At 59.7% G+C, this 25,125-nt stretch carries 26 protein-coding genes; 9 read left to right on the top strand and 17 right to left on the bottom strand.

Going from position 1 to position 25,125, the window contains the following annotated elements; all coding sequences use genetic code 11:
* Nucleotides 1-3: 3 nt before the first annotated feature.
* From ahbB (ACR3E0_RS12930) to ACR3E0_RS12890, 9 genes are all read right to left on the bottom strand, one after another.
* On the bottom strand, nucleotides 4-486 hold the full coding sequence (ahbB, locus tag ACR3E0_RS12930) for a siroheme decarboxylase subunit beta (RefSeq protein WP_480479224.1): 483 nt from the start codon (nucleotides 484-486) through the stop codon (nucleotides 4-6).
* Nucleotides 483-935, bottom strand: coding sequence for an Lrp/AsnC family transcriptional regulator (locus ACR3E0_RS12925; protein ID WP_480479223.1), 453 nt, complete (start codon nucleotides 933-935; stop codon nucleotides 483-485). The genes ahbB (ACR3E0_RS12930) and ACR3E0_RS12925 overlap by 4 nt, the downstream gene beginning before the upstream one ends.
* Complete coding sequence (gene ahbB / locus ACR3E0_RS12920) at nucleotides 932-1,921, bottom strand: siroheme decarboxylase subunit beta (RefSeq protein WP_480479222.1); 990 nt, start codon at nucleotides 1,919-1,921, stop codon at nucleotides 932-934. Before ahbB (ACR3E0_RS12920) ends, ACR3E0_RS12925 begins: the two co-directional genes overlap by 4 nt.
* A gap of 4 nt (nucleotides 1,922-1,925) precedes the next feature.
* On the bottom strand, nucleotides 1,926-3,071 hold the full coding sequence (locus ACR3E0_RS12915) for a cytochrome D1 domain-containing protein (protein WP_480479221.1): 1,146 nt from the start codon (nucleotides 3,069-3,071) through the stop codon (nucleotides 1,926-1,928).
* A complete protein-coding gene (locus ACR3E0_RS12910) occupies nucleotides 3,068-3,451 on the bottom strand; it encodes a c-type cytochrome (RefSeq protein ID WP_480479220.1) in 384 nt (127 codons plus the stop codon). The genes ACR3E0_RS12915 and ACR3E0_RS12910 overlap by 4 nt, the downstream gene beginning before the upstream one ends.
* Entirely contained in the window at nucleotides 3,444-4,205 is a 762-nt protein-coding gene (gene cobA, locus ACR3E0_RS12905) for a uroporphyrinogen-III C-methyltransferase (protein WP_480479219.1), read from the bottom strand. The genes ACR3E0_RS12910 and cobA overlap by 8 nt, the downstream gene beginning before the upstream one ends.
* Before the next feature lie 209 nt (nucleotides 4,206-4,414).
* Nucleotides 4,415-4,819 (bottom strand): cupredoxin domain-containing protein, encoded by a 405-nt coding sequence (locus ACR3E0_RS12900; protein WP_480479218.1) that lies wholly within the window; start codon nucleotides 4,817-4,819, stop codon nucleotides 4,415-4,417.
* A gap of 53 nt (nucleotides 4,820-4,872) precedes the next feature.
* Nucleotides 4,873-6,660 (bottom strand): NapC/NirT family cytochrome c, encoded by a 1,788-nt coding sequence (locus ACR3E0_RS12895; protein ID WP_480479217.1) that lies wholly within the window; start codon nucleotides 6,658-6,660, stop codon nucleotides 4,873-4,875.
* A gap of 145 nt (nucleotides 6,661-6,805) precedes the next feature.
* Entirely contained in the window at nucleotides 6,806-8,482 is a 1,677-nt protein-coding gene (locus ACR3E0_RS12890; RefSeq protein ID WP_480479216.1) for a cytochrome D1 domain-containing protein, read from the bottom strand.
* 246 nt (nucleotides 8,483-8,728) lie between these two features.
* Between ACR3E0_RS12890 and ACR3E0_RS12885 the strand changes: the two genes are divergently transcribed.
* The gene (locus tag ACR3E0_RS12885; protein WP_480479215.1) at nucleotides 8,729-9,922 is read left to right on the top strand and encodes an NnrS family protein; all 1,194 of its coding nucleotides are present in this window, start codon (nucleotides 8,729-8,731) and stop codon (nucleotides 9,920-9,922) included.
* 20 nt (nucleotides 9,923-9,942) lie between these two features.
* On the opposite strand, the gene ACR3E0_RS12880 is transcribed toward ACR3E0_RS12885, so the two are convergent.
* Nucleotides 9,943-10,992 (bottom strand): Hint domain-containing protein, encoded by a 1,050-nt coding sequence (locus tag ACR3E0_RS12880; protein ID WP_480479214.1) that lies wholly within the window; start codon nucleotides 10,990-10,992, stop codon nucleotides 9,943-9,945.
* A gap of 333 nt (nucleotides 10,993-11,325) precedes the next feature.
* Between ACR3E0_RS12880 and ACR3E0_RS12875 the strand changes: the two genes are divergently transcribed.
* From ACR3E0_RS12875 to ACR3E0_RS12850, 6 genes are read left to right on the top strand one after another with little or no spacing between them, the layout of a single operon-like run.
* The gene (locus ACR3E0_RS12875) at nucleotides 11,326-11,775 is read left to right on the top strand and encodes a c-type cytochrome (RefSeq protein WP_480479213.1); all 450 of its coding nucleotides are present in this window, start codon (nucleotides 11,326-11,328) and stop codon (nucleotides 11,773-11,775) included.
* Nucleotides 11,776-11,790: 15 nt separating this feature from the next.
* Nucleotides 11,791-13,158 carry a cbb3-type cytochrome c oxidase subunit I gene (locus ACR3E0_RS12870; protein WP_480479212.1) on the top strand — a complete coding sequence of 456 codons (1,368 nt, stop codon included), beginning with the start codon at nucleotides 11,791-11,793 and terminating at the stop codon, nucleotides 13,156-13,158.
* Complete coding sequence (locus tag ACR3E0_RS12865) at nucleotides 13,158-13,973, top strand: AAA family ATPase (protein WP_480479211.1); 816 nt, start codon at nucleotides 13,158-13,160, stop codon at nucleotides 13,971-13,973. Before ACR3E0_RS12870 ends, ACR3E0_RS12865 begins: the two co-directional genes overlap by 1 nt.
* A 9-nt stretch (nucleotides 13,974-13,982) precedes the next feature.
* Nucleotides 13,983-15,905 (top strand): nitric oxide reductase activation protein NorD, encoded by a 1,923-nt coding sequence (locus tag ACR3E0_RS12860; protein ID WP_480479210.1) that lies wholly within the window; start codon nucleotides 13,983-13,985, stop codon nucleotides 15,903-15,905.
* A complete protein-coding gene (locus ACR3E0_RS12855; protein ID WP_480479209.1) occupies nucleotides 15,902-16,450 on the top strand; it encodes a cytochrome c oxidase subunit 3 in 549 nt (182 codons plus the stop codon). Before ACR3E0_RS12860 ends, ACR3E0_RS12855 begins: the two co-directional genes overlap by 4 nt.
* The gene (locus ACR3E0_RS12850) at nucleotides 16,447-16,731 is read left to right on the top strand and encodes a nitric oxide reductase F protein (RefSeq protein ID WP_480479208.1); all 285 of its coding nucleotides are present in this window, start codon (nucleotides 16,447-16,449) and stop codon (nucleotides 16,729-16,731) included. The genes ACR3E0_RS12855 and ACR3E0_RS12850 overlap by 4 nt, the downstream gene beginning before the upstream one ends.
* 72 nt (nucleotides 16,732-16,803) lie before the next feature.
* Here ACR3E0_RS12850 and hemA read toward each other — a convergent pair whose 3' ends face one another.
* Complete coding sequence (gene hemA / locus ACR3E0_RS12845; protein WP_480479207.1) at nucleotides 16,804-18,027, bottom strand: 5-aminolevulinate synthase; 1,224 nt, start codon at nucleotides 18,025-18,027, stop codon at nucleotides 16,804-16,806.
* Nucleotides 18,028-18,210: 183 nt separating this feature from the next.
* Between hemA and ACR3E0_RS12840 the strand changes: the two genes are divergently transcribed.
* Nucleotides 18,211-18,903 carry a Crp/Fnr family transcriptional regulator gene (locus ACR3E0_RS12840; protein WP_480479206.1) on the top strand — a complete coding sequence of 231 codons (693 nt, stop codon included), beginning with the start codon at nucleotides 18,211-18,213 and terminating at the stop codon, nucleotides 18,901-18,903.
* 116 nt (nucleotides 18,904-19,019) lie between these two features.
* Nucleotides 19,020-20,423 (top strand): MATE family efflux transporter, encoded by a 1,404-nt coding sequence (locus ACR3E0_RS12835; protein ID WP_480481031.1) that lies wholly within the window; start codon nucleotides 19,020-19,022, stop codon nucleotides 20,421-20,423.
* A gap of 7 nt (nucleotides 20,424-20,430) precedes the next feature.
* Here ACR3E0_RS12835 and ACR3E0_RS12830 read toward each other — a convergent pair whose 3' ends face one another.
* From ACR3E0_RS12830 to ACR3E0_RS12805, 6 genes are all read right to left on the bottom strand, one after another.
* Nucleotides 20,431-21,528: a M56 family metallopeptidase gene (locus ACR3E0_RS12830; protein ID WP_480479205.1), complete on the bottom strand. Its 1,098-nt coding sequence runs from the start codon at nucleotides 21,526-21,528 to the stop codon at nucleotides 20,431-20,433.
* Nucleotides 21,515-21,910: a BlaI/MecI/CopY family transcriptional regulator gene (locus ACR3E0_RS12825; protein WP_480479204.1), complete on the bottom strand. Its 396-nt coding sequence runs from the start codon at nucleotides 21,908-21,910 to the stop codon at nucleotides 21,515-21,517. The genes ACR3E0_RS12830 and ACR3E0_RS12825 overlap by 14 nt, the downstream gene beginning before the upstream one ends.
* 68 nt (nucleotides 21,911-21,978) lie before the next feature.
* Nucleotides 21,979-22,386 (bottom strand): DUF2160 domain-containing protein, encoded by a 408-nt coding sequence (locus tag ACR3E0_RS12820; RefSeq protein WP_480479203.1) that lies wholly within the window; start codon nucleotides 22,384-22,386, stop codon nucleotides 21,979-21,981.
* A gap of 8 nt (nucleotides 22,387-22,394) precedes the next feature.
* The gene (locus ACR3E0_RS12815; RefSeq protein WP_480479202.1) at nucleotides 22,395-23,192 is read right to left on the bottom strand and encodes a carbohydrate ABC transporter permease; all 798 of its coding nucleotides are present in this window, start codon (nucleotides 23,190-23,192) and stop codon (nucleotides 22,395-22,397) included.
* Nucleotides 23,189-24,052 carry a carbohydrate ABC transporter permease gene (locus ACR3E0_RS12810; protein ID WP_480479201.1) on the bottom strand — a complete coding sequence of 288 codons (864 nt, stop codon included), beginning with the start codon at nucleotides 24,050-24,052 and terminating at the stop codon, nucleotides 23,189-23,191. The genes ACR3E0_RS12815 and ACR3E0_RS12810 overlap by 4 nt, the downstream gene beginning before the upstream one ends.
* The gene (locus ACR3E0_RS12805; protein WP_480479200.1) at nucleotides 24,049-25,125 is read right to left on the bottom strand and encodes an ABC transporter ATP-binding protein; all 1,077 of its coding nucleotides are present in this window, start codon (nucleotides 25,123-25,125) and stop codon (nucleotides 24,049-24,051) included. Before ACR3E0_RS12805 ends, ACR3E0_RS12810 begins: the two co-directional genes overlap by 4 nt.

The raw sequence follows: 25,125 nt of genomic DNA, 5'->3' as shown, positions 1-25,125 counted from the left end.
GTCTCAGCCTTTCGCTTTCAGGCGCAGCCCGGTCTTTTTCAGGATACGCGTCGAGTAAAGAATATCTTTTGCCCGGCAGGCATCGCCCAGGATCGTGGCGATCTGGGTGCGCTTTTCTTCAACTTCATTCCGATCCGACCCATGAACCATGGCAAAGAGGTTGTAGGGCCATTTAGGCAGGGCGCGCGGGCGTTCGTAGCAGTGGGTGACGAAGGGCAAAGCCCCGATCAGCGCACCCAAGGCGGAGACGTGATTGTCATCAACATCCCACACAGTCATGCCGTTGGATGTCATCCCCAGTTTATAATGATTGGGCGCGGCGGCGATGCGACGGATCACGCCGCGGGCCTTGAGGGCCGTCAGCCGATCACGCAGTGTTTGCTCTTCGATGTCCAACGCATTGGCAACCTGGGTATACGGGGCCGGGACCAGAGGCAGACCGCCCTGAAGCGCCTCAATGATCCGTCTGTCTGTTGCGTCGATCATGCTGCCACCCGGAAACCGATGAAAAATTCCTGTAGTTTGGGGAAACGGAGAACTGCAATCCCCGTTTCCAGTTCGATGGCATCGGCGGTGGCCTCGATCCCTTCGGGTGTTTCCGTGGCCAGTACGAACCACATGTTCAGCCGGTGCGTACGCTCATAATTATGCGCGACCTCGGGATGCGCATTGACTTTGGTCACGACCGCTTCGAATTCGTTTGCCGGCACCGCCATGGCGCACAGGCAGAACGCGCCACCCATTGCAGCTGCGTCAAAAAAGGGACCAAAACGGGTGATCATGCGATCCGCTTTCATCCGGGCCAGCCGCGTCAGCAGATCGTTCTCCGAGATACCCAGATCCTGCGCGACGGCTGCGTAGGGATGCGCCGTCAGAGGCAGATCTTCCTGCATGCGGTTGAGAATGGCGCGATCGGTTGCATCTATCTGGGTCATGCGACGACCTCTTTCGGTTTGATCAGTGCCCCGGTCTGTTTGAAGCAGCGGGTGGAAAACAGCACTTTGTGCGGCACATTCGCCAGTTCCGGCAGGTTCGCGGCACCGGCCAGCACGTCGTGTGCTTCGGGGCGGGACCTTGCGTGAATCATGCAATAGAGGCGGTAGGGCCAGACGCCCTCGATCGGGCGACGCTCGTAACACAAGGTCACGCCGCGATGCGCGGCAAGGGCGGGCCCGGCCTGATCGATCTGATCAGAGGGAAGGTCCCAGACCACCATCGCGTTGGCGGACCATCCCAGCGCCCGGTGCCGTACGATGACGCCGAGGCGCGAGAGGATTCCAGCCGTGTGAAGACACCGTATCCGGTCCATCAGCTCTGCGGCGTCGCGCCCCATGGAACGGGCCAGCGCGGCATATGGGTCAGAAACCAGCGGCAGACCAGAGCTCAGGGCCTGCAGCAGCGCGCGGTCGCCGGTTTGCATGACGGATCGGTCTACCTGTCTGGGGCCGGGAACGGTTTGGGCGTTGCCGGACATGCGAAATCCCAAATCCACGTTGAACGGGCGTACAAGCCGCAGGTCCAGAACGTCCAACCCGGTTCGTTCGTGAATCCGCGCCAGCGTGTCCTCCACATGCGAGCGATCCGGGCCGGTCGCGACAAACCAGAGATTCCAGTCATTTTCGCGCTGATAGTTGTGGTTCACACCCGGTTCCGCATCGATCAGTGCTGCGACCTCTTCCAACCGCTCTTCGGGTGCCGATACGGCGGCCAGGGTGCTGGCCGACACCGTGCCCGGGGCGATGGTCGCGCCGACGCGGGTGATACGTCCGGTCGCACGCATCCGGGCGAGGCGGTCGATCACGTCTGCCTCGCTCAGGTCCAGCGCATCGGCGAGCACCTGAAAGGGGCGGTCGGTTATCGGGAAATCGCGTTGAAAATCATCCAGAAGGCGACGGTTGATGGGATCGGTGATATGTTTCATCGCCTCAGAGCCCCGTTCTGTGCGCGCGCGCGGTGAAGAAGATGCCCGACGGGCTGTCCGCCTCGATTTCGCGCAGTTTTTCAAAGTTTTGCGTGTCGTAGATCATGACCTTGTTGGCATCGCGCACGCTGATCCAGACTTCATGCCCACGTGGGGTGAACTCCATATGCAGCACGGCCGGGCCGGGCTTGAATTCGTGAATGACCTCTTTGCTGACGCTGTCGATCACCTGGATGGTGTCATTCAGCGGATGGGCGAAATTCACCCACACCTGCCGCCCATCGGGCCGCGCCATGGCAAAGACCGGCTGGCCGTGGGTTTTGGTGCGCCCCGTCTCGGTCAGCGTATCGGCATCGACCCACAGAACCTCGTGATGGCCCACGGCGGGCAGCACAAATTCGCGCCCTGTCAGAGCCCAGCCTTCCAGGTGGGGCATTTTGTAGACCGGCATTTCCTCTTGTCCGCGCCCGTAGTCGGGCAGGACGCGAATGGGCTCGGGCGTTTCGTCCCAGAGGTCCAGCGCGGTCAGGCCATCTTCGCCAAACAGACCGGTGATATAGGTGCGGCCATTGGCGGTGATGAGCGCGTCATATGGGTTTTTGCCCATGTCGGTGATTTTGGTGATTTCGGGCGTGCCTGTGTCAAAGTCGGCGATCCATGTCTCGCCCGTGTCCCACATGGTGAACACAAAGCGACGGCCCGGTGCATCGACCAGACCGATGGTTTTGCTGTCGGTGGGAAGATCGGCGACCATCTCGAGCGTATCGGCATCGAAGACGCGCACGCCGCCGGGTTCGTAGTTCGATACGGCGACCAGTTTGCCATCGTCCGAGATCGCGCCGCCGATGGCATTGCCCGCCTGAATGACGCGATTGACAATGGTGCGCGTGACGATATCGACCTTGGTCAGCCCCCCGTCACGTCCGAACACATATGCAAACCGCTGATCCGGGGAATAGACCAGCGAGGCATGGGACAGATCGCCCAGCCCCTCGATCCGAGCCAGCGCCGCACGGTCGGATTGATCCACCAGCAGGACAGAGCCCTTGGCCCGTTCAATGACAAGGCCAAGATCTCCGGTGGCAGTGGGTTCCGCCTGCGCTGCAGTCATCATCAGGGTTGCGGCGAGACCAAGGATGAGATGTTTCATTGTGCCTCCGGTTGCAGCAGGTAGCGCGCGATCCACTCGGCCTCTTCCTGAGAGATCAGGGGCCGCCAGGGCGGCATTGCGGTGTCGGGGATGCCGTCAAGAATAACGCCGGACAGGACGTCCGGGTCGTAGTGATCCAGGGTGTGTGCCCGCAGGTCCGGGCCAAGGCCACCCTTGAGCGAGAGACCGTGGCAGGAGCCGCAATCCTGATGGACCAGCCGTTTCAGGGTATCGGGATCCAGCGTGTCGGCCGCAAAGGCCGATGTCGCCAGCACAACGGCAGTGGTCAGAACGGCCCGCGCCGCCCAGCCGGAACGCCCCACGGCGTTTGCGGTTGAGGCGGCACGCAATCCAAGATGTCTGTGTGTGAGACTAGCCATGGGCCTGCTCCAGAATCGCGGTGACGGGGTGTTCGGCATAGAGCGAGACAACCTGTCCGATGATGAACAATGTCGGGGCCTGCAATTTGGCGTCGCGCACGTCAGTTGCGAGCCGGTCGAGGCGCGAGACGAGGCGACGCTCGTTGGTCGTGGTGGCTTTGCTGACCGCCAGAACAGGGGTCGAGCCCGGCAGATTCTCGGTCATCAAACCTACGGCAATCTGACCGATATTGGCGACGCCCATATAGATCACGAGGGTCGATTCAGGATCGGCCAGCCGCTTCCAGTCCAGGTCCAGAACGCGGTCCGCCTGCCGGTGGCCGGTGACATACTGGACCGAGGTGGCCAGCCCGCGATGGGTCAGGGGCACGCCGGTGCAGCAGGATGCGCCTTGTGCCGCGGTGATGCCGGGGGCGTATTCCACGGGGATACCATGGCGCATCAGGAAAGCGGCCTCTTCGGAGCCCCGCCCAAAGATCATCGGGTCCCCGCCTTTGAGGCGCGCAACCGTGTGACCGGCCCGGGCTTCTTCCCAGAGTATCTCGTTGATCCGCTCTTGCGGAACCGTATGGCATTTCGGAGCCTTGCCCACGGGGATCAGCCGGGCGCCATCCGCGTGCATAGCCAATATCTCGTCCGAGACGAGACGGTCATAGACCACGACGTCCGCAGCGCGCAGCATGCGCAGGGCGCGCAGGGTCATCAACTCGGGATCGCCCGGCCCGGAACCGATTAGAAAAACCTTACCGCTCATGAGAAAACCCGTTTGTTCTGAAAGTTTTCGGAACCCGGTTTTCCGGCAGCTCCTGCACGATACAGGCGTGGCTATTCAACGTTGCTGGGTGAACCGGGCGTGTCATGAGGACAGACTGGCGCAATAAGTATGCGGTCTCCTTGACTAAAGTTAAGGAGCGCGGGAATTGCGCCCGCGCTCCTTTTTCCTGCCTGTAAAGCTGCCTCGGCTCAGGGTTCGACGGTGATCATTCCGATCATGTTCTGGGTCTCCCAATGCGGCCCGCACAGATACTCTTGCGGGCCTGGTGTCAGGAAGGTCAGGTCCACGGATTCTTCGGGAAAAATCCGATCGCTTTCAGGTTCGCTGCCGTCTTTCAGCAGGACGCTGTGGCTGGTGCGTTTGTCCACGTTGATCCAGCGAACCGTGGTTCCGACCGGCACAGTGAGTTCGGCGGGGCAAAACCTGTATTTGTACATCAACACGACGTGCGCATCTTCGACTGCCGCCGACGGTTGGCCGAACACTTCAACATAGCGGTCCTCGGCCTCGGCGCAGAGTTCAGCCGCTTCATCCGCGTGAACCGGCGAGGCCAAAAGCAGCACAATCGCCGGGGCGAGATACTTGGGTTTCATGGTGCATATCTCCCTACCAAAAAGCAGGGGCCGGATAACCCGGCCCCCATCCGCTATTGCTTCACGACATTGATGGCGGCTGTGTCGCCATCCAGTGCCAGGCTGGTGTCCAGCGTGACATGGTGGAACCTGGCATCCGCAAAATCGTCGTGGATCGCAAAGCCAACCGTGTAGGTCTGGCCGGGCTCCAACGGAATGTCGCCGGGTGCGCCCGAGTTCAGAGGACGCGAGAAGACAACCGTCCACATCCCGCCCGCCAGGTTGGCCGAGGCCGCGATCTCGCCATCGTTGACCACACGCTGTTCCAGCAGATACCCGTTCGAGGCGCTGCCGTCCGCGTAAACCCGCATCAGGTCAAGGTACGTGCCGTCGCTCAGGTATTGTGCGATCTCTTCCTCTGCCTTCAGCTTGTCCCAGCCGCCCAGAGCTTTGCCGCGGCGGCCTTTGACCTCAACCTCGGTCCGACTTTCACTGATGTACTTCGTGACAGCGTCCTGTTGGGACATGCGCGCTGCGAAATCTCCGTTTCCGGCGATGACGTCGGCTTCGGGTGCAAAGGGCATATAGGTGTTGTCCGCGTGGCACGACGCCCAGCATCCCACCTGATCGCCCATTTCGATGCCGGTCCCGGTGATCATCATGGCAACCTTGATCTGGTTGTCCGGGTCCATTTTGCCGCCATCGACAAACGGGGCAGGGTTGTGCCCGGCGTCCGGCCATTGCAGACGGATATAGAGGTTCTCATCGTCATGGGCCGCCTGCACGGTTGCGTCGATCACGCCGCGTTTGCCGGGAATGGGCGTGGGCTCGAGATCCCCACCGGCAACAATCTTGTTACCGATCATGTCCAGTTCCTTGGCGTGGCAGGTCGTGCATTTGTCGCCGCCCTTGGTCAGCGGGCGCGCGCCCCCGTGGAACTTGCCGTTCTGTACCCATTCAAACGAGGCCTGGCCGGGGTAGAACAGTTTGAGATCCGCGCTGGAGACCGCGTTCCAGTCGATGTCTGCACCGACATCACTGCCGCCTCCTGCCGGGGTTGCCGACGCTTCGCCTGCGGCATTGGCGCGCTCTTCCGCCACAGCGGCTTCTACCGCGGCCGCAATCTGCGCCTGCACCGCGTCTTGCTGCGCTTTCTTGGCGGCCCTGTCGGCCTCGGCTTCGGCGGCTTCCTTGGCTTCCACGCGGGCTAGACTTGCCATGTATTTGGGTGGGATTGCGCGGATGAAGTCCGGGTTTGGGGCCTCAAGCTCTTCCAGATACTCGTCGCCCGCGCGGTCGCGGAGATCCGAGTGTGCGATCCCCTTGTGGCAGTCGATACAGGTCTGGCCGATTTCCATCGCGTTGAGGTGCTGTTGTCGTGCCCGCGGTTTCTGGAACTCGGGCATCATGGATTCAAAATCGTGGCAGTTGCGGCATTCGCGCGAGTCGTTCGCTTTCATCCGCTCCCATTCGTTCATCGCCAGATGGACGCGTTTGGCCTCGAACTTCTCGGGCGTGCTGATGGACCCCACCGCCTTGCCATAGAGCTCTCGGGTCGCCTTGACCTTGCGGATCATCTTGTGGGTCCAGTCCTTTGGCACATGGCAATCGGAACAGACTGCGCCCACGCCGGAACGGTTCACGTCGTGAATCGTGCCCTTGTATTCCTCGTAGACATAGTCCCGCATCTCGTGGCACGACAAACAGAAGGGTTCTGTGTTGGTGGCTTCCACGACGGTGTTGAATCCGCCCCAGAAGATGATGCCGCCGGCAAAGGCCACGGCAATGCCGGCAACAGGCATTCCCCACAGGAAATACCGGCGCCAGATCGGTTTTTTCTTTTCCGGTTCGGACTGGGTCATATCCAGGCTCCGTTTTGGCTATCTTGTCTGGCCTGGAGTCTCAGGCCGTTGAATTCGGCTGATGGATCACCGGGAAGACCGTTCCCGGACATTGGAGAAAAGGGCGGGCGAGGAGCCCGCCCTTTCCGGTGTTATGAACAAAGCGTCAGGTGACGTGGTTCGACCGGTTGTAGACGTTGAATTTGCCGGTCGGAGCAAACAGACCTTTGATCCGGGCCTTTTCTTCCAACGTTTCAGCGTCGTAGATCACGATCTCACCGTTCGGCTCTTTCGAGTCTCCGAGGTTCCAGTTCGATACCCAGACCTCGGTGCCGTCTGCGTTGAACTCGAAATGCACAGCGGCATTGCCTTCGCGTTCGGTCAGTTGGATCGTTTTCACGATTTCACCGGTCTCTTTCGAGATGACCTGCACCGATTGCTGAATTTCAGGCTCGGGGTGCTTGGTCTGATCCGCCCAGAAGTATTTGGAGTTCGGGTGGGTCCGGATGAACAGGCCCGGTCCGTCGGTTTCGACCTCATAGCAGGTCTTCCACGCTTCGTCCGGGCGACCTTCGGGGTCGTTGCCCCAGACGGTCACGGTGCCCACGCCAAGGTGAGTCGTACCGGCAACGGGACCGCAGTTCGGGTCGATCCAGTTGGCGCCGGGGCCGGGGTGCGGCAGGGCGGCAACGTCGATCATCGACTCAAGCTTGCGGTCTTTGGTGTCGACAACAACCATCTTGTTCGACGCGTTTGCGGCGATCTGGAAGTACCGGCCCGTCGGGTCAAAGAACCCGTCATGCAGGAACTTGGCACTGTCGATCTTGTCGATGCGCAGGTTATCGATGTCGGAATAATCGACCTGCCACATCTGACCCAGCTCTTTCACCGCGACCAGCCAGCTTGGCTCGTTCGGGGTGGTGTAGATCGCAGCCACGCGGCTTTCTTCGACATAATCGCCATCCACGTTTACGCCGCGGGTCGATACGACCTTCAGCGGTTCCATGGTGACGGCGTCGACGATCGCAAAGTGCGGCGGCCAGTACCCGCCACCGATCACGTATTTGCCGTCGCCGGAAATGGCCACGTCACGTGCGTCGTAGGCGATCTTGACTTCCGAGACCAGCATCTTGTCCGGCGTCTGCCAGAGGTCGATCTTGGTCATCTTGCCGTCGCGGCCCATCGTGTACCAGAAGCGGCCCGGGTTCTCCGGCTCGTCCAGCTTGTGGTGTTCGGAGGCCTTGATGACGTGCACGGCATAGCCGGTCGGGATGTGGACCAGAACCTCTTTTGTGTCACCGTCGATGATGGCAACCTTGCCCACGTCACGTTCGATGACGACAAAGAAGTTTTCCCAATTGCGGCCATGCAACGGCTCGGTTGGGTAGTCGGCTTCTTCCACATAGACCTTGCGGGTGGCCTTCATCTGGTCCAGCGACATTTCTGGTGGTTTCGGCGGCTCCATCATGATGTAGGTCGCCATGTCGCGGATCTCGTCCTCGGTCATGATGTCCGAGAAGTTGTTCATACCGCCCTCGGTTCCCCAGGCGATAATCTTTTCAAGACGCTCTTGTCCAAGTTTCAGGGTGCCACCTTCGGTGACCGTGCCGTCGGCTGCGGTTTTCTTCCATTGGGGCTCGAGCCCCTTGCCGGTGGCGCCTTTACGTAGAACGCCGTGGCAACCGGCGCATTGTTCAAAGTAGAGCTGCTTTGAGGCCTCGAAGGCCTCGTCGCTTAATGTTGGCTCTTCGGCAATGGCTGGTGCGGCAACGCTGCCGAGCAGCATCGCCAAACCGACCCCGAAGGCGCGGCCAGTTTTGTTGTAGCTGATTCCAAGTGACATGATCACTCTCCATTTGCGTGGTGAGGCACGGCGGAGACTGAGACATTGCGCGGGCGCTCTCCTTGACCAAAGTCAACGGTGAGGGCCCATTTCCTGTCGAAACAGAGCTATCAGGTCGGAAAAAATCCGCCAAAAAACATGAGTTTAAAAGGCATGTTTGGGTGGGGCTTGATTTTGGTTAAGTAGCGCGCGCGCGTGTGCTGCTAGGTCTTGGGGACGCATTTCCAACCGCCGAGGAGAGCAGGCATGCGGGTCGTTATCAGGCGTATTTTCGGTGAGGGGTTTCGGGTCTTTTTTCTGTCCGCGGGTCTCTACGGAGTATTCGCGGGCGGCGCTTGGGGACTTTGGTTGATGCAGCAAAACGGCCTGGTTGCCTTTGAGGGGATGCCTTACGCAATGGCACCGCCGATGTGGCATGCGCACGAGATGATATTCGGGTATGCCACCGCGGCGTTGGGAGGGTTCTTTCTGACTGCGGTCCCCAACTGGACCGGTGCGCCCGATGCGCGCGCGCGTTTCATCACCATGGCGGCGGTCACGTGGCTCGCCGGACGGGCCGCGATCTGGTTTTCAGCGTCATTGCCCGCCTGGTTTGTCGCCGTTGTGGACCTGGCTTTTGTTCCAATTCTGGCGGCCAAAATCGCCACATTGCTGATCCGCCGTCCAAAACCGCAGAACATGGTTTTCCTGCTTTTGCTCAGCTTCATCTGGGTGGCCAACCTGATGACACATCTGGAATGGAGTGGTGTCACAGACGACACGTTGCAAACCGGTTTGCGGGCCGGTCTGCTGACACTGTGCAGCATGATTGCGATCCTGGGCGGGCGTGTAACGCCGGCCTTTACGCGAAATGCAATGATCCGCGCAGGTCTGGCAGAAGACGAGTGGCCTGTCAGCAGTCCCGCCTTGGAGCGGGTGAGCCTTGGTGCCGCTCTATTGCTGCCGGTTGTCGTTCTGTTGAGTTTCAGCGGCGCACTGGTCGGTAGTCTTGCGGTTTTTCTGGGGGTGGTTCAGGCGGTCCGCCTGTCGCGCTGGCGTGGGGGCTGGGCATTTCAACAGCCCTTGTTGTTTGCATTGCATCTGGCCCTGGCCATGCTGAGCTTTGGTCTTGTCCTTTGGGGGTTGGCTGAGCTGGGCATGGGCAGCGAGGTTGCCGCCCTGCATGTTTTGGGCATCGGGTGCGTTGGTGGCATGACACTGGCCGTCATGAGCCGGGCCGCATTGGGACATAGCGGACGGGAGCTTGTGGCGCCACCGGCGGCAACTCTGGCCTATGGTGCAATGGTTCTTGCGGCCGTGATCCGGTGGCTGGGTTCGGGTCTGGGTGAGGGCTACATGACCGCGATGCTGATCGCTGACACCTTTTGGGTGGTCGCGATGGGCCTTTACCTGATCGCGATGTGGTCAGCGCTGGTGAGCCCCAGAATCGCGCGCACCTGAGGGCCGGTGTCCGCGCTTGTTCATAAGCTGTCGATCAAAGGACGATGGTTCTTGAGGTGCCGCTGGACCATGTTGCGAACCCGAGTTCCCTTGTCGGGGATTTGCCGTGCCGAGACAGGCTTGTGTGCAGGGTTCTCCAGTTCCGGGAACAACGCCAGAATCTCAGCGCGCGCGGCCGCCGGCAGGCTCTTGAGCGCCTGAGGGCCCGTGAACAGACTTTCAGACGGGGCGCCTTCGGCAAACACAATTTCATGGCGGTCAAACAGCATATGGAAATACGTGACCGAGTCCGCCGCCTCCTCGACGGTGACACCCGGCGTGCCGACCAAAGCACGCGCGGGCACCAGAACTTCACTGGCATCGAACATGCGTACGGCGATCGGCGACCGCACCAGCATCCGGTGCTGCGGTGAAACCCGCAGGTCGCGATTCGGCAGATCGCTACCCAGAGCTCCGGCTCGAATGAGGATCGGACGTAGTCTGGGTTTCGCCATGAGGTCAGAGGCTTGCATCTGGCGCGCGCCGATCCAGCGAATACGCTGTGGGCCATGGTCGGCCGTGACAACCCGGTCCCCCACCGACAGTTTCTCGATCCGTCTGGGGCCTTCCGGGGTTTCAATTCGAGTTCCTCGGACAAAACAGGGAACGACCGTATCAACCGGGATGTTCGGCCCGTTGTCTGTTACCGGTCCAAACGTCAGAGTAGTGTTGAGCGGCGGTATGTCGCCGATAAAAGCCAGAAAAAAACCTTGCTCTGACGTGGGAAAGTCGAAATCCCCATCGCCGTTCGCATCCCAGTCCATGACGCCCATTTCGTAAGTGTTGACGCCATCGTTGATCTGGATCGTGTAATCCCAGTCAATCGCTTGCCCCAAATAGGTCTGGGTGGGGTCGTTGGGAACTTCGTTGGTGATATTGTCGCCGTCGATCACCGTACCGTCCGCGCCGTCCGTTATTGTGATCTGACTGTATTGCGTGATCTGAAAAGTCGTTCCTGCAGTGGCAAACGTCACCGCATTGTCTGACAGGTTGGTGTCGGAGCGAAACGCACCATAAATGTTAATCGCCATGTTTACCTCAAACCAATCGTTTCAAAGCGCGCTTTTGATACCGGACGGCAACACGCCTTGTGTCGGGAACTCACCCAAGGTCTTGCGTGCGGCAAATCAGGATTTCAAGGCAAAAGTTTGGCATTTCCATTGAACAGGCGATTGGACCTCAGTTCGTGATTGGCACCGCGCCCGGACAGGTCCGGGTAGGGAACCTACCCAGAAAACATCGGCATGACCTCCATCCCGTATCCGAAAAGACCGAAACGCAGCGAGCTTGACTTTCGTTAAGGCGCTCGGGTCGGCGGCCCGACATGCTCTGTGCACCAGCAAAGCGGCGCAAAGGAGAGCGCAATGCGAGACGTCATGACAAAGAGCATGGCTCGTAACATATTCTATGGCGGGTCAGTGTTCTTCATCCTAATCTTTCTGGCCCTGTCGGCCCATTCCCACCTGTATATCGTCAATTCCGAGAATGCGGCGAAGCTGGATGAGAGTGTGGTCCGGGGCAAACATATCTGGGAAAAACACGCCTGCATCAACTGTCACACGATCCTCGGCGAAGGGGCCTACTACGCCCCCGAGGTCGGCAATGTGATGACCCGGTGGGGCGTCCTGGATGACCCGGAATCGGCCTTTGAGACCCTTAAAGGCTGGATGGAGGCGCAGCCCACCGAAATTCCCGGTCGCCGGCAGATGCCCAATTTCAACCTCAGCGACGAAGAGATCCGCGATCTGGCGAACTTCCTGATCTGGACAGACAATATCGACGCTCAGGACTGGCCGCCCAATGAGGCGGGCTGAGAAGGGAACGGAGAAATGAAGTACGAATCCCAAAAAATCGCCTATGCCTACTTTGCCGTGGCAATGGGCCTGTTCGTGATCCAGGTGCTGGGCGGTCTGCTGGCAGGCTGGATCTATGTGTCACCCAATTTCCTGAGCGAGCTGCTGCCGTTCAACATCGTGCGCATGCTGCACACCAACGCGTTGATCGTCTGGCTGATCCTCGGCTTCTTCGGCGCGGCTTACTTTCTGATCCCGGAAGAAGCTGAACGCGAGATACACTCGACCAAGCTGGCCTATCTGCAGCTTCTGATCCTCGTGGTCGGAACACTGGGCGTGGTTGTGACCTACACCTTCAACCTGTTCGAAGGAAACTGGCTGCTGGGCAAGGAGGGACGCGAGTTCCTTGAGCAGCCCAAATGGGTCAAGGCGGGCATTGTCGTTGCCGCGCTGATCTTCCTCTACAACATCTCGATGACAGTGCTGAAAGGCAAGAAAACCGCGATCAGCAACATCCTGCTTCTGGGTCTCTGGGGTCTGGCGCTGCTGTTCCTGTTTGCCTTCTACAACCCCGGCAACCTGTCCTTGGACAAGCAATACTGGTGGTATGTTGTCCACCTGTGGGTCGAAGGCGTATGGGAACTGATCATGGCCTCGATCCTGGCGTACCTGATGCTCAAGCTGACGGGTGTGGACCGTGAGATCGTCGAGAAATGGCTCTATGTCATTGTCGCTGCTGCCCTGTTCTCGGGCATCCTGGGAACCGGCCACCACTACTACTGGATCGGTACCCCTGCGTACTGGCAGTGGATCGGGTCGATTTTCTCAAGCCTTGAGGTGATCCCGTTCTTCGCGATGATGGCCTTTGCCTTTGTCATGGTCTGGAAGGGACGTCGGGACCATCCCAACAAGGCGGCTTTGTTGTGGTCGCTGGGCTGTGCCACGCTCGCCTTCTTCGGTGCCGGTGTCTGGGGCTTCCTGCACACGCTGCATGGGGTGAACTACTACACCCACGGCACGCAGATCACAGCGGCGCACGGCCACCTGGCCTTCTACGGTGCCTATGTCTGCCTCAACCTGGCGATCTTCAGCTACGCGATGCCGATCCTGAAAAACCGTGATCCGTATAATCAGGTGCTCAACATGGGCTCGTTCTGGCTGATGACCAGCGGCATGGTCTTCATGACCTTCGTGCTGACCTTTGGCGGAACCGTGCAGACGCATATGCAGCGCGTGATCGGTGACTACTTCATGGATGTGCAGGATCAGATCGCGATCTTCTACTGGATGCGCTTTGGCTCTGGTCTGGTCGTGGTTCTTGGAGCGCTGTTGTTCATGTACGCCATCTGGGTGCCCCGGAAAGAGATCATCGAACCGGGTTCAGCTGAAACCCCTGCGGAGTGATGGATATGGACGGCTCCTTGCAAATGGGAACGGGGGCGGCTGACGCCCCCTTCTACCTGGCCCAGGGCGATGAATGCGATGTATTCGCCGCCGCCTATACCAACAACCTGCCGGTCCTGCTGAAGGGGCCGACGGGCTGCGGCAAGACACGTTTTGTGGCCCATATGGCCGCCAGCCTTGGCCGCCCGCTTTATACTGTGGCCTGCCATGATGATCTGGCCGCTGCCGATCTGATCGGTCGTTACCTGCTGAAGGGTGGAGAAACCGTCTGGGTCGATGGCCCCCTGACCCGGGCGGTGCGTGAAGGCGCGATCTGCTACCTTGATGAGGTGGTCGAGGCCCGCAAGGACGTCACCGTCGTGCTGCACCCGCTGACCGATGACCGGCGCATCCTGCCGATCGACCGCACTGGCGAAGAGCTTGAGGCTGCCCCCGGCTTCATGCTGGTGGCCTCGTACAACCCCGGCTACCAGAACATCCTGAAAACCCTGAAACCCTCGACCCGGCAGCGGTTCATCTCGCTGGAGTTTGACTTCCCGTCGCCCGAGATGGAGGCCGAAGTTGTTGCGCAGGAAAGCGGGCTGCCGCTGGACCGCTGCAAACCGCTGATCCGCCTGGCGAACAAGCTGCGCGGGCTCAAGGGGCAGGATCTTGAGGAAGGCGTGTCCACCCGTCTGGTCGTCTATGCCGCGACACTGATCGCTCAGGGCATGTCGACCGACCGCGCCATCCTTGCTGCCATGATCGAACCTCTGACCGATGATGAGGATATCAAACGCGGGCTCCTCGATCTTGTCACGGCCGTCTTTGGGTGAGGCCGTCCGATGGTCAAGATCGATTTCGAGCCATGGGAACCCGAAGAAACGATCGGGAAACTGTGGCACACCCTTGCCAGCCGCCTCGATGCACCCCAGGTGCATGTTGGAGCCGCGGTCGACCTTTCCGAGGTCGCGGGGCGGCTGGCTGTCCTCTTCCGAGGGCTTGGGGGTAGCCCGGGCGTTGAATTGCGCCCGGTCTCACCCGAGGTTTCACGCCACCGACTAGGCTGGCGTCGCCGTCTGGCAACCGAGATTGAGTTGATGCCGCGCGCATCGTTTGATGGCGAGGTTCTGCGCCTGCCCGACAGTCTGGCTATGTTTCCGGCACGCGAGGCCAATGGCGCGCTGTATGTCTGGCTTGCCGCTGCAGCGGCCCACGCCGGACCCCGAATTGACGAAGAAGACCCCCTGCGCGCTGACCTACGCGCGCTGATTGCGGCACAGAGCATGGTTGAGGCGACCTTGGACGACGCCCCCGGCCTGCGCCCGCTTTACACCGAGCTCTGCAAGGGTGTTCTGCATCAACGCGACATCCCCGGCCTGCCGCCCGTCGAGGCAGCAATCGAAGAGCTGATCCGACACAGGCTGGGTGACCCTCAGCCGCTATCGGAAAAAGCTGAACAGCTTCTCACACTGGATGAGGACGTGATCGCCCCGCGTGGTTATCAGCCGATGCGCCCGGTTCCCCTGTGGCCCGAACTGCGTGCGGTTAGCTTTTCCGAACACAACGAGGTCGAAAACCCCGAAACCGAAGGTCCACCTGAAGAATCCACCGAAAAAACCCACCGGGCGCGTCGCCGCAAGTCGGATCAGGCCGAGCGCAGCGACAGTTTCATCCTGCACAAGTTCGAAGCGATCCTCAGCTGGGCCGAGTTCCTGAATATCAACCGTCGCATCGACGATGACGATCCCGACAATGCCAAGAAAGCAGCTGATGATCAGGAAGAGATCGGCCTTGGGCAAATCTCAAAAGCTCCGCCGACCAAACTGAAACTGCATCTGGACCTTGCACCTGAGGATGTGAATCGCGAACGCCTGTCAGGACGCATCCTCTATCCAGAATGGGACGTGCGGACGGGGCAATACCTGCCCGACCACGTGAACGTTCTGCTCTCGGATGCCGATATCCGCGACGATGCCGCTGCGTTTGGCAAGGACCCTGCAACCGCCCGCCGCATTCGCGCTGTCAAACGTCAGTTCGAAGCGCTGCGCCCGGGCCGTGTGATGACGCGCGGTCATCTGGATGGCGACCAACTGGATATCGAGGCCGCCGTTCGGGCTCAGGTTGACCGCAGCGCCAATGGTGAGGGGACCGAACGTATCTGGCAGCAATCCCGCCCCGAGGCGCGCGATCTGGCGGTCTCGATCCTGCTGGATGTCAGCCGCTCGACTGAAAGCGCCGTAACAGGCCGTGCGGTGATCGACATTGAGCGCGAGGCGCTGGCTGCACTTGCCTGGGGTCTAAACGCCTGCGGAGATGATTTCGCGATCCACGCCTTCAGTTCGCTGAAGCGCCAGCGCGTCTATGTGCAGCGCTGCAAACGGTTCGATGAACCGATGGGCGGATTGGTCGAGCAACGCATCGCCTCGCTGCGCCCCGGCCACTACACACGGCTTGGCGCGGCCATCCGTCATTGTTCAACTGATCTGTCCACCCAATCGCGCAAACGCCGGTTGCTTCTGGTCATAACCGACGGAAAACCCAACGATCTGGACCACTACGAAGGCCGCCACGGCATCGAAGACACCTGTATGGCAGTCCGCGAGGCGCGCCGGGCCGGGCAATCGGTCTTTGGCGTCACCATCGACAAAACCGGCAAAAGCTGGTTCCCGCGTATGTTCGGTCAAGGTGGATTCTCCGTCATCCCCGACCCTCAACGTCTGACCATGGCGCTGCCGCAAATCTACCGCCAACTCGTCGGCGCATGAGCGAAGTGTCCCACATCGACGAACTGCCGGGCGAGTTGCTGATGTGGGTGCTCATCATCTCGGAACTGCTGGTCTTCGGCGCGGGTCTGATCGCCTTCATGGCTGTCCGTCTCACCGATCCCGCAGGTTTTGCCGAAGCGCAATCGCACCTTTTTCGAACGGGCGCCGCACTCAATACTGCGGTTCTGGTCACTTCGGGGTTTCTTGCGGCGCAGGCTCTTCACTGGCGTCGCGCAACCCGACGCATTGCGGCCCGCCGGGCGCTGATAGGAGCGGCGCTTTTGGGCATTGTGTTTCTGATCATCAAAGGTGCGGAATACATCGGCAAAGCAGAGCAGGGTATCACCTACGAGACGCATCCGTTTTTCATGTTCTACTATTTACTGACCGGCTTTCACGCGGCGCATGTGCTGGCAGGCGTCGGGATATTGTTGCTGGTTGCCTGGAAGGATTCACCCCGAAACATCGAAGCCGGCGCGCAGTTCTGGCACATGGTCGATCTGGTCTGGATCATGCTGTTTCCCGTTATCTATTTGCTGGGGTGACCAACGTGCAGGACAAGTCATTTCACTTCAAAGTCACGTCTGAGCGCATTGTTTTTGCGTGGTTTATCCTGTTGGTCTTGAGCTTTTTATCGGCCGTTTTGACAATGCTCCCCGTTCCGTCCGAAGTCGGCGCCGGCGGCGTCCTGTTTCTGGCCCTTGTCAAAGCACGGATAATCCTGGCGCGGTATCTCGATCTCGACACATGTCCGGGCTGGCTGGCGGGGTTTACCCTGGTCTTGTCCGCCTTCGCAGCAATTGTGTTTGGCCTCTATCTGATTTGATGGTTTTCCGCGTAAAAAAACCGCCGCTGAAAGCGCGGCGGTTTCTCGGGCCGGTGTGCAACACGGCTCAGGTTATTGTGCAGCCATCGGCATCCGCGCGATCTGGCAGCGCTGCCACAGGGTCGACAAAGCGCCGACCAGGTGGTCGATGTCCTCGTCGGTATGAACGGGTGACGGTGTGATCCGCAGACGCTCGGTGCCTTTGGGAACCGTAGGGTAATTGATCGGCTGGATGTAGATTCCAAATTCCTCCAAAAGCGTGTCGGAGATGAATTTGCACTTCACCGGATCGCCCACCATCACCGGAATGATATGGCTGGGGTTGGGCAGGTGAGGAATACCTTCGGCGTCCAGCCTGTCCCGAACTTGGTCCACACGGGCTTTCTGCAGATCGCGTTCGATGCCGGACTGTTTGAGATGGCGGATCGAAGCGGCCGCACCGGCGGCGATCGCCGGGGGCAGGGCGGTCGTAAAGATGAACCCGCTCGCAAAGCTGCGCACGAAATCGCAGAGTGCTGCCGAGGCTGCGATATAGCCGCCTACCACGCCAAATGCTTTGCCCAGCGTGCCTTCGATCACGGTCAGGCGATCCATCAGGCCTTCGCGCTCGGCGATACCGCCGCCGCGCGGACCGTATAGACCAACGGCGTGGACCTCATCCAGATAAGTCATGGCACCGTATTTGTCGGCCAAATCACAGATTTCCCTGATTGGGGCGATGTCGCCGTCCATCGAATAGACCGACTCGAATGCGATCATCTTGGGCGCATCCGGATCGGCGGCAGCAAGTTTCACCTCAAGGTCGTCGAGATCGTTGTGCTTCCAGATCACCTTTTGCGCGCGCGAGTGGCGAATGCCTTCGATCATCGACGCGTGGTTCAACGAGTCCGAGAACACGATCAGTCCGGGGATCTTTGCCGCAAGCGTTCCCAGGGCCGCCCAGTTGGACACGTAGCCCGAGGTGAACAGCAGAGCGTCCTCTTTCCCGTGCAGATCGGCCAGTTCGGCTTCGAGCAACACGTGATCGTGCGTTGTGCCTGAAATATTGCGCGTTCCGCCCGCGCCTGCACCGCACCGGTCAAGCGCATCGTGCATGGCGCCGATGACCGAGGGATGCTGTCCCATGCCAAGATAGTCGTTCGAACACCAAATTCTCACGTCGCGCTGCGTCTGCCCATCGGTTTGGCGCGCATTCGGAAACGCTCCGCAACGCCGCTGCAGGTCGATGAAGACGCGGTAGTTGCCCTCATCCCGCAACGCATCCAGGCTCTGGGTAAAAAATCGCTCGTAGTCCATCTTGTGTACTCCCGGGAATACTGGCTTTGCGGCGAGGTTAGGCGTTACGGCCGTCACAGGACATGACTATTGTCAAGTTCCCAGACGGGAAAAAGGGTGGTGCGTTCGGGGATCGTTTGGCATAGCCTGACTTGGGATGGATATGTCGGTTGCACAGACCGACAGGGGACAGGGGGTGCCTTTGTGGCGCATGAACATCAAAAAGCGATCGCACGTCAGTCACTCTTGCTCAAGAGCCTGCCGGAACAGCACGTGGACACATTGCTGAGCCATGCGATCTGGCGGGAATACCAGCGCGGCGAGACGATTTTCCTGCAGGAAGAAAAGGCGCAGGCGGTTCATGTGGTTCTGGCCGGTTGGGTCAAGCTGTTTCGCATGTCCCCATCCGGCGCGGAGGCCGTGGTCAGCGTCTTTACCCGGGGCGAAAGCTTTGGCGAGGCCGTTGCGCTACGCAACGTGCCCTATCCGGTCTCGGCCGAAGCCGTGTCCACCTGCGAGTTGATGCACATTCCGATCCCGGTCCTGATTTCCCTGATGAAAGAAGATCCCGAAATCGGCATTTCGATTCTGGCGGCGACGTTTGCGCATCTGCACTCGCTGGTTTCGCAGTTGGAGCAGTTGAAGGCGCAGACCGGTGCACAACGGGTTGCGGAATTCCTGCTCAACCTGTGTGACTGCGACACAGGCGGCTGCGAGGTGGTTCTGCCTTATGACAAAATGCTGATTGCCGGGCGTCTGGGAATGAAACCAGAAAGCCTGAGCCGCGCGTTTTCCCGCCTCAAAACCGTTGGTGTGAAGATCAATCGCAACCACGCGGAGATTTCGGACATCGCGGTATTGCGGGACTACTCCATAAGCGATCCGGCTGAGACCTGATCGCGGGCCATTGGGCAAAATAAGAGGCTTTGCAACACCGTAGCCTTGACGGTTACCCGTTTGCTGTGGTGGCGTACGGTGTGACCGCGCGGGTCGCGGTAACCTACAGGCACGCCATGGCCGGTCAGTCAAGCAACGAAGCAGTGTTCCTGAGCGGCAGCTTGATGCGCCACGTGACACGCATGTCACTGACCACCAGTATCGGTCTGATGGCAATCTTCGCCGTCGATTTTGTCGACATGGTTTTCATTTCCATGCTGGGCAACGATGCGCTGGCGGCAGCGGTTGGGTACGCGGGCACGCTGCTGTTTTTCACCAACGCGATCAATATCGGATTATCGATTGCCGCCGGCGCGCTTGTCGCGCGTGAACTGGGCGCGGGCAGGCCGGATCAGGCCCGGCACTATGCCTCCAGCGTCGCGGTTCTGGGTTTGATTGTCGGGTTGATCACACCTGCGCTTGTGATGCTGAACCTGGGTTTTCTGCTGTCCCTGCTGGGTGCTGAAGGCGAGGTTTTGCGGCTGGCCATGCGGTATGTTTCGATCATCCTGCCAACTATGTGGGTCATGTCGATCGCGATGGTGGCCATGGCCGTTTTGCGCGCGCATGGCGATGCGCGCAGAGCGATGCTGGCAACGATCTACGGCGGTGTGGTGAATGCCGTTCTTGATCCGATCCTCATCTTTGGCGTTGGACTGGGGCTGGACGGTGCGGCGCTGGCGTCGGTTCTGGCGCGGCTGTGCATTTTGGCGACGACGCTGTGGCCGGCGGTTCGGGTGCATCTCGGCTTTGCACGTCCGTCGCTGAGACAGGTAGCGCGCGATCTGCGCCCGGTGCGCGCCATCGCGATCCCGGCCGTTCTGACAAATGTCGCCACTCCCATCGGCAACGCAATCGTGGTGCGCGAGATCGCCGAATACGGAACCGACGCTGTTGCGGGAATGGCTGTCATCGGACGGCTGTTACCCGTCGCGTTTTCGGTGATCTTTGCGCTCTCGGGTGCAATCGGGCCGATCATCGGGCAGAATTTCGGTGCCGAAAAGTTTGATCGGGTCCGGGACGCCTTTTTCGCCGGGATCAAGTTCACCGCCGTTTACGTGCTGGGCATGGCCACCATCCTGTTCCTGCTGCGTGCGCCCATCGCGGATCTGTTCGCAGCCCAGGGGGAAACCCGCATTCTGATCTACCTGTTCTGCGGCCCGCTGGCCCTGGCGGCCTTTTTTAACGGAGTTATCTTCGTTGCAAATGCCAGCTTCAACAACCTGGGGCATCCGGTTTACTCGACATGGATCAACTGGGGCCGTCACACCCTTGGCACCTGGGTGTTTGCGTCCATCGGGTCTTATCTGGCGGGGGCCTCGGGCGTGTTATTGGGACAGGCCTTTGGCGGCGTTATTTTTGCAGGGGTCAGTTGGATCATGGTCGAGCGCGTCGTCTCACATCTGAAACGGTCACAAGATATCGAGCCGTTCGCGGATCAGAACCGGCTTCATTCCCTGTTTGGCCGCCGCGGGTGGTGACCCGAAATCAGTTTCCCTGATTGCGGGCTTGCAGCCGCTCCAGATTTACCACCGTTGACAGCATCAGCCGGTCATGGCTCCAGTCATGCGTTTGCTGCAGCGCAGCCGAACCCAGCGCCAGCAGTGTGGCAAAAGTCAGCGTAAGCCCCAGAAACACAACCGGCAGAGGCGTGGAAACTGACGGGGCATCGGTCAGGGCAATCACACGCTGTCGCAGCACCCGCTTGGCTTTGCCGCCGGTGACCAGAGCGACGTTCAGAACGCGCGGGCGTCCCATCGAGACGGTGCGGGCGCAATAATCCAGCAGGCAAGTTGTATAGTCCCGCGCATCAATCCGTTTTCGGGCCACCACGGACTGGTCGCAGGCCAGTTCGCGCAAGCGACCGAACTGATACTTGAGCATCAAATAGGCAGGGTTCCAGAACAGCAATGGTCTGAGAAGTTCAAAACCAATCTCCCATTCCACGTCGCCGGCACGGATGTGCTGGAATTCATGGGCCAGCGCGAACCGCAACTCGCGTGGCGTGTCCAGAAGATGGCTGGGCAGAACCACATGGCGGCGACGTAGACCTCGGACCGCAAACGGGACCGAGATGCGGTCTGACAACCGGATGTCCACCTTGTCCGAATGCCGCCAGAGAAAGCTGGAATTGACCGTTTGCCGGATCGCAAGAGCATCCCGCAGGGTGCGGGCCGCAAACAGACAAGCGACAACCGCCAACAGGACCAGTATCACCGTCACGACGGCATATTGCCCGGACAATACAAGGTCGACCCATCGCTCCCTCGTGTTCAGCAAAGCCTCGAACTGCGTGGCCGGCATTGCAATATCGCCGCGCAGATAAGCCGCCACCGCGATATCGCCCAGCGCGACGCCACGGTTGGGCCACGCGAGCGCGGCGAGTGCGGATACTCCGAGGGCGAGCAGGGGGCTGATCAACACGCAAAGACACAGGGCTTTCAGCGTGCGAAGTTGCGCCACAAAGCCATGGCGCAGGGATGTGCGGGCCAGCGCGGCGCGTGCGACCAGCCAGATCACCGCTGACAGGCCCATTACAATGTTCAATTCGAGATACGCATCGAGAACCGGTTTAACCGCTGTCATTTTGCAGTCTCCTCTCTACCAGTGCCCGAATTTCCTCAAGATCATCCTCACTCAGCCCCGCGTCGTCCACCAATCGCGCCACCAGCGTGGCGGGCGTGTCATCGAACAACGTGCGGGACAGGTTCTGAAGCGATCGTGCCTGATACCTGTCTTTTTCGAGAAGGGGCCGATAGATCAGCGTCTTTCCGTCCTTGCGGCTGTCGACAAAACCCTTTTCGTCGAGAATCCGCAGGATCGTGGCGCCGGATGTATAGGCCAGGTTGCGTTCTGGTGGCAGGCGATCAAGGACGTCACGAACCGAGCCCTGACCCAGCGCCCAGAGTTCGTTCATGAACTCGAGCTCAACCTCGGTCAGCAGATTTGTCGTTTTTTTCTTACGCATCGGTTTTTGTGTCGCCATTTTGGTTAGTATGCCCGCTAAACAAGCATCCTTTCACGGTTACGCAAAGCCTAAACTTTCCAGAAAACAAAAACGCCCCAGCCGATTGAGAGGAAAAGCGGGGTCCAGATCGGCTGCCCGACAAGGCCAAGCCAGGCCAGGAAGATGTAGACCGACCCCAGCAGGGTGATGAACAAGCGGTCGCCCAATGTTGTGGTCAGACCCAGTACACCGCGCCGTTCGATCCCGTCCCGAAACCGGGTGACTTCCAGAATGCCAATTAGGGCAATGGCCGAGAAAATCCCGATAAACACGGCAAGCGTGGCCGGCGTCCACGCCATCCAGAAGTCCGGCCACAGCGGAGCGGTCCAGGAAAACCCTTTGTCATCTTCCTGTCCGACATTGCCCCAACCGGCTGTGGCCTGCGCCATTGCAGAGGAGGGGATGAGAAGCGGAAGAGTGTATAGAAGCTTTTGCATTTCGAACCTCATACACGTCCCATCGCGAAGCCGCGCGCGATGTAGTTGCGGACAAACCAGATGACGATGGCGCCGGGGATGATGGTCAGCGTGCCGGCAGCGGCCAGCAGACCCAGTTCATACCCCGCGCTGGAGGCGGTGCGGGTCATGACAGCGGCAATGGGCTTGGCCTCGACCGCCGTCAGGGTTTTGGCCAACAGCATTTCCACCCATGAGAACATGAAGCAGAAAAACGCCGCCACACCCACACCCGCTTTGATGTTCGGCAGGAAGATGGTCACGAAGAAGCGCGGGAAGGAATAGCCGTCCACGTATGCGGTTTCGTCCAGTTCCTTGGGAATGCCCCGCATGAAGCCTTCCAGAATCCACACCGCCAGCGGCACGTTGAACAGCGTATGCGCCAGTGCCACGGCCAGATAGGTGTCGAACAGGTGGATCGACGAATAGAGCTGAAAGAATGGCAGAGCAAAAACCGCCGCCGGGGCCATCCGGTTGGTCAGCAGCCAGAAGAACAACTGCTTGTCGCCCAGAAAGCGGTAGCGCGAGAACGCATAAGCCGCAGGCAGGGCAACGCAAACGGAAAGCACCGTGTTCATCGTCACATAGATGATCGAGTTGATGTAACCCCAGTACCAGGTCGGATCGGTGAAGATGGTGATGTAATTCTCCAGCGTAAAGGTCTGGGGAAACAGGGAAAAGCCCGACAGAATCTCGTTCGTGGTCTTGAAAGACATCGCCACCAGCCAGTAGATCGGCAGCATCAGGAAGGCGATATAGAGGATCGGGATAAGGGACCGCTTCTTCATTGCGTGTCATCCTTTGTCATCAGAGTGTAGAAGACCCAGCTGACCAGTAGCGTGATGGCGAAATAGATCAGGCTCATCGCCGCCGCCGGGCCAAGGTCGAACTGTCCCAGCGCGATCTTCACAAGGTCGATCGACAGCAGGGTGGTCGAGTTGCCGGGGCCGCCGCCGGTCAGAACGAAGGGCTCGGTGTAGATGTTGAAACTGTCCATGAACCGCAGCAGGATTGCGATGGTCAGAACCGTCTTCATCTTTGGCAACTGGATATAGCGGAATACGGACCACGGGCTTGCACCGTCGATCTTGGCGGCCTGATAATAGGCGTCCGGGATCGACACGAGGCCCGCATAGCACAGCAGCACCACCAGCGAGGTCCAGTGCCAGACATCCATGACGATGACCGTGATCCAGGCCGACAGCGGCTGTTGCGTCATGTCATAGTTGATGCCCAGAACGTCATTCAGGAAGTAGCCCATGAGGCCGATCTTGGGCAGGGTGAAGATGTTCCACATCGATCCCACCACGTTCCACGGGATCAGCATCGGCAGGGCCATCAGCACCAGACAGACCGGCACCCAGAAGCCTTTGCGCGGCATCGACAGGGCGACGATAATGCCCAGAGGCACTTCGATGATCAGGATCATGAAGGTAAACAGGAACTGCCGCCCCAGTGCCGCCTGAAACCGGTCGGACCTCAGGATCTGTTCGAACCACCCAAGCCCTTCCCAGAAGAACTGGTTGTTGCCAAAGGTTTCCTGCACCGAGTAGTTGACCACTGTCATCATCGGCACCAGCGCGTTGAACGCAACCAGTGCCAGCACCGGCAGGACAAAGAACCATGCTTTTTGGTTTTCTGTTCTCATCTGCTGCGCTCCTCGGTTGCGATCCAGCCGTCGCGATACACGCGCGATTGTTCTGGTTTGAACTGCAGAAAGACCTTTGATCCCGGTTCTGGTGCGCCATGTTCGGTCACAGCCTTGAGGGCGGTATTGCCGACCATTGCGCTGACCACATAGTGGCGGCCAATGTCTGACACCTTGGTGACCTGCGCCGGAATGCCCGTGTCGCCAAAGCCCACATATTCCGGGCGGATGCCCAGATCGGTTTTGCCGCCGTCGCCGTGGGTTGGGCCTTCCAGCGCAACCTCGTGCCCTTCAAAGATGGCGCGGTCGCCTTTGGCCTCGCAGGGCAGAACGTTCATGCCGGGCGAGCCGATGAAATGGCCGACAAATGTGTGCTGAGGACGTTCGAACAATTCGACCGGCGTGCCGATCTGTACGACTTCGCCTTCCTGCATCACCACGACCTCATCGGCAAAAGTCAGTGCTTCGGTCTGGTCGTGGGTCACGTAGATCATTGTCGCTTTGACCCGCTGGTGCAGTTCTTTGAGCTTTGATCGCAGCTTCCACTTGAGATGCGGGTCGATCACCGTCAGCGGCTCATCAAACATCACCGCGTTCACGTCATCGCGCACCAGACCGCGGCCCATCGAGATTTTCTGCTTGTTGTCCGGGCTCAGACCTGCCGCTCTGGTACCCAGCATGTCTGTCACATCCAGCATCTCGGCGATCTCATCAACGCGGCGCTTGATCGTGGCGGCATCAACCCCCCGGTTCTTCAGCGGAAAGGCCAGGTTTTCGCCGACGGTCATCGTGTCGTAGATGACCGGGAACTGGAATACCTGCGCGATGTTGCGCTGATCTGGGGTCAGGGCGGTCACATCGCGATCATCGAACAGGATCTTCCCTTCGGACGGCGTCAACAGACCCGAGATGATGTTCAGCAGCGTGGACTTGCCACACCCTGACGGCCCCAACAGTGCGTACGCCCCGCCATCGCGCCAGGTCACGTCGATTTCCTTCAGCGCATAGTCTTCGGGCTCCTTGGGCGTCGGGAAATAGCTGTGGCGAAGGTTTGAAAGCTTGATCTGTGCCAT

The sequence above is a fragment of the Ruegeria sp. AJ12 genome (genome assembly GCF_056536245.1).
This window is presented reverse-complemented; position numbering and strand designations above follow the sequence as displayed.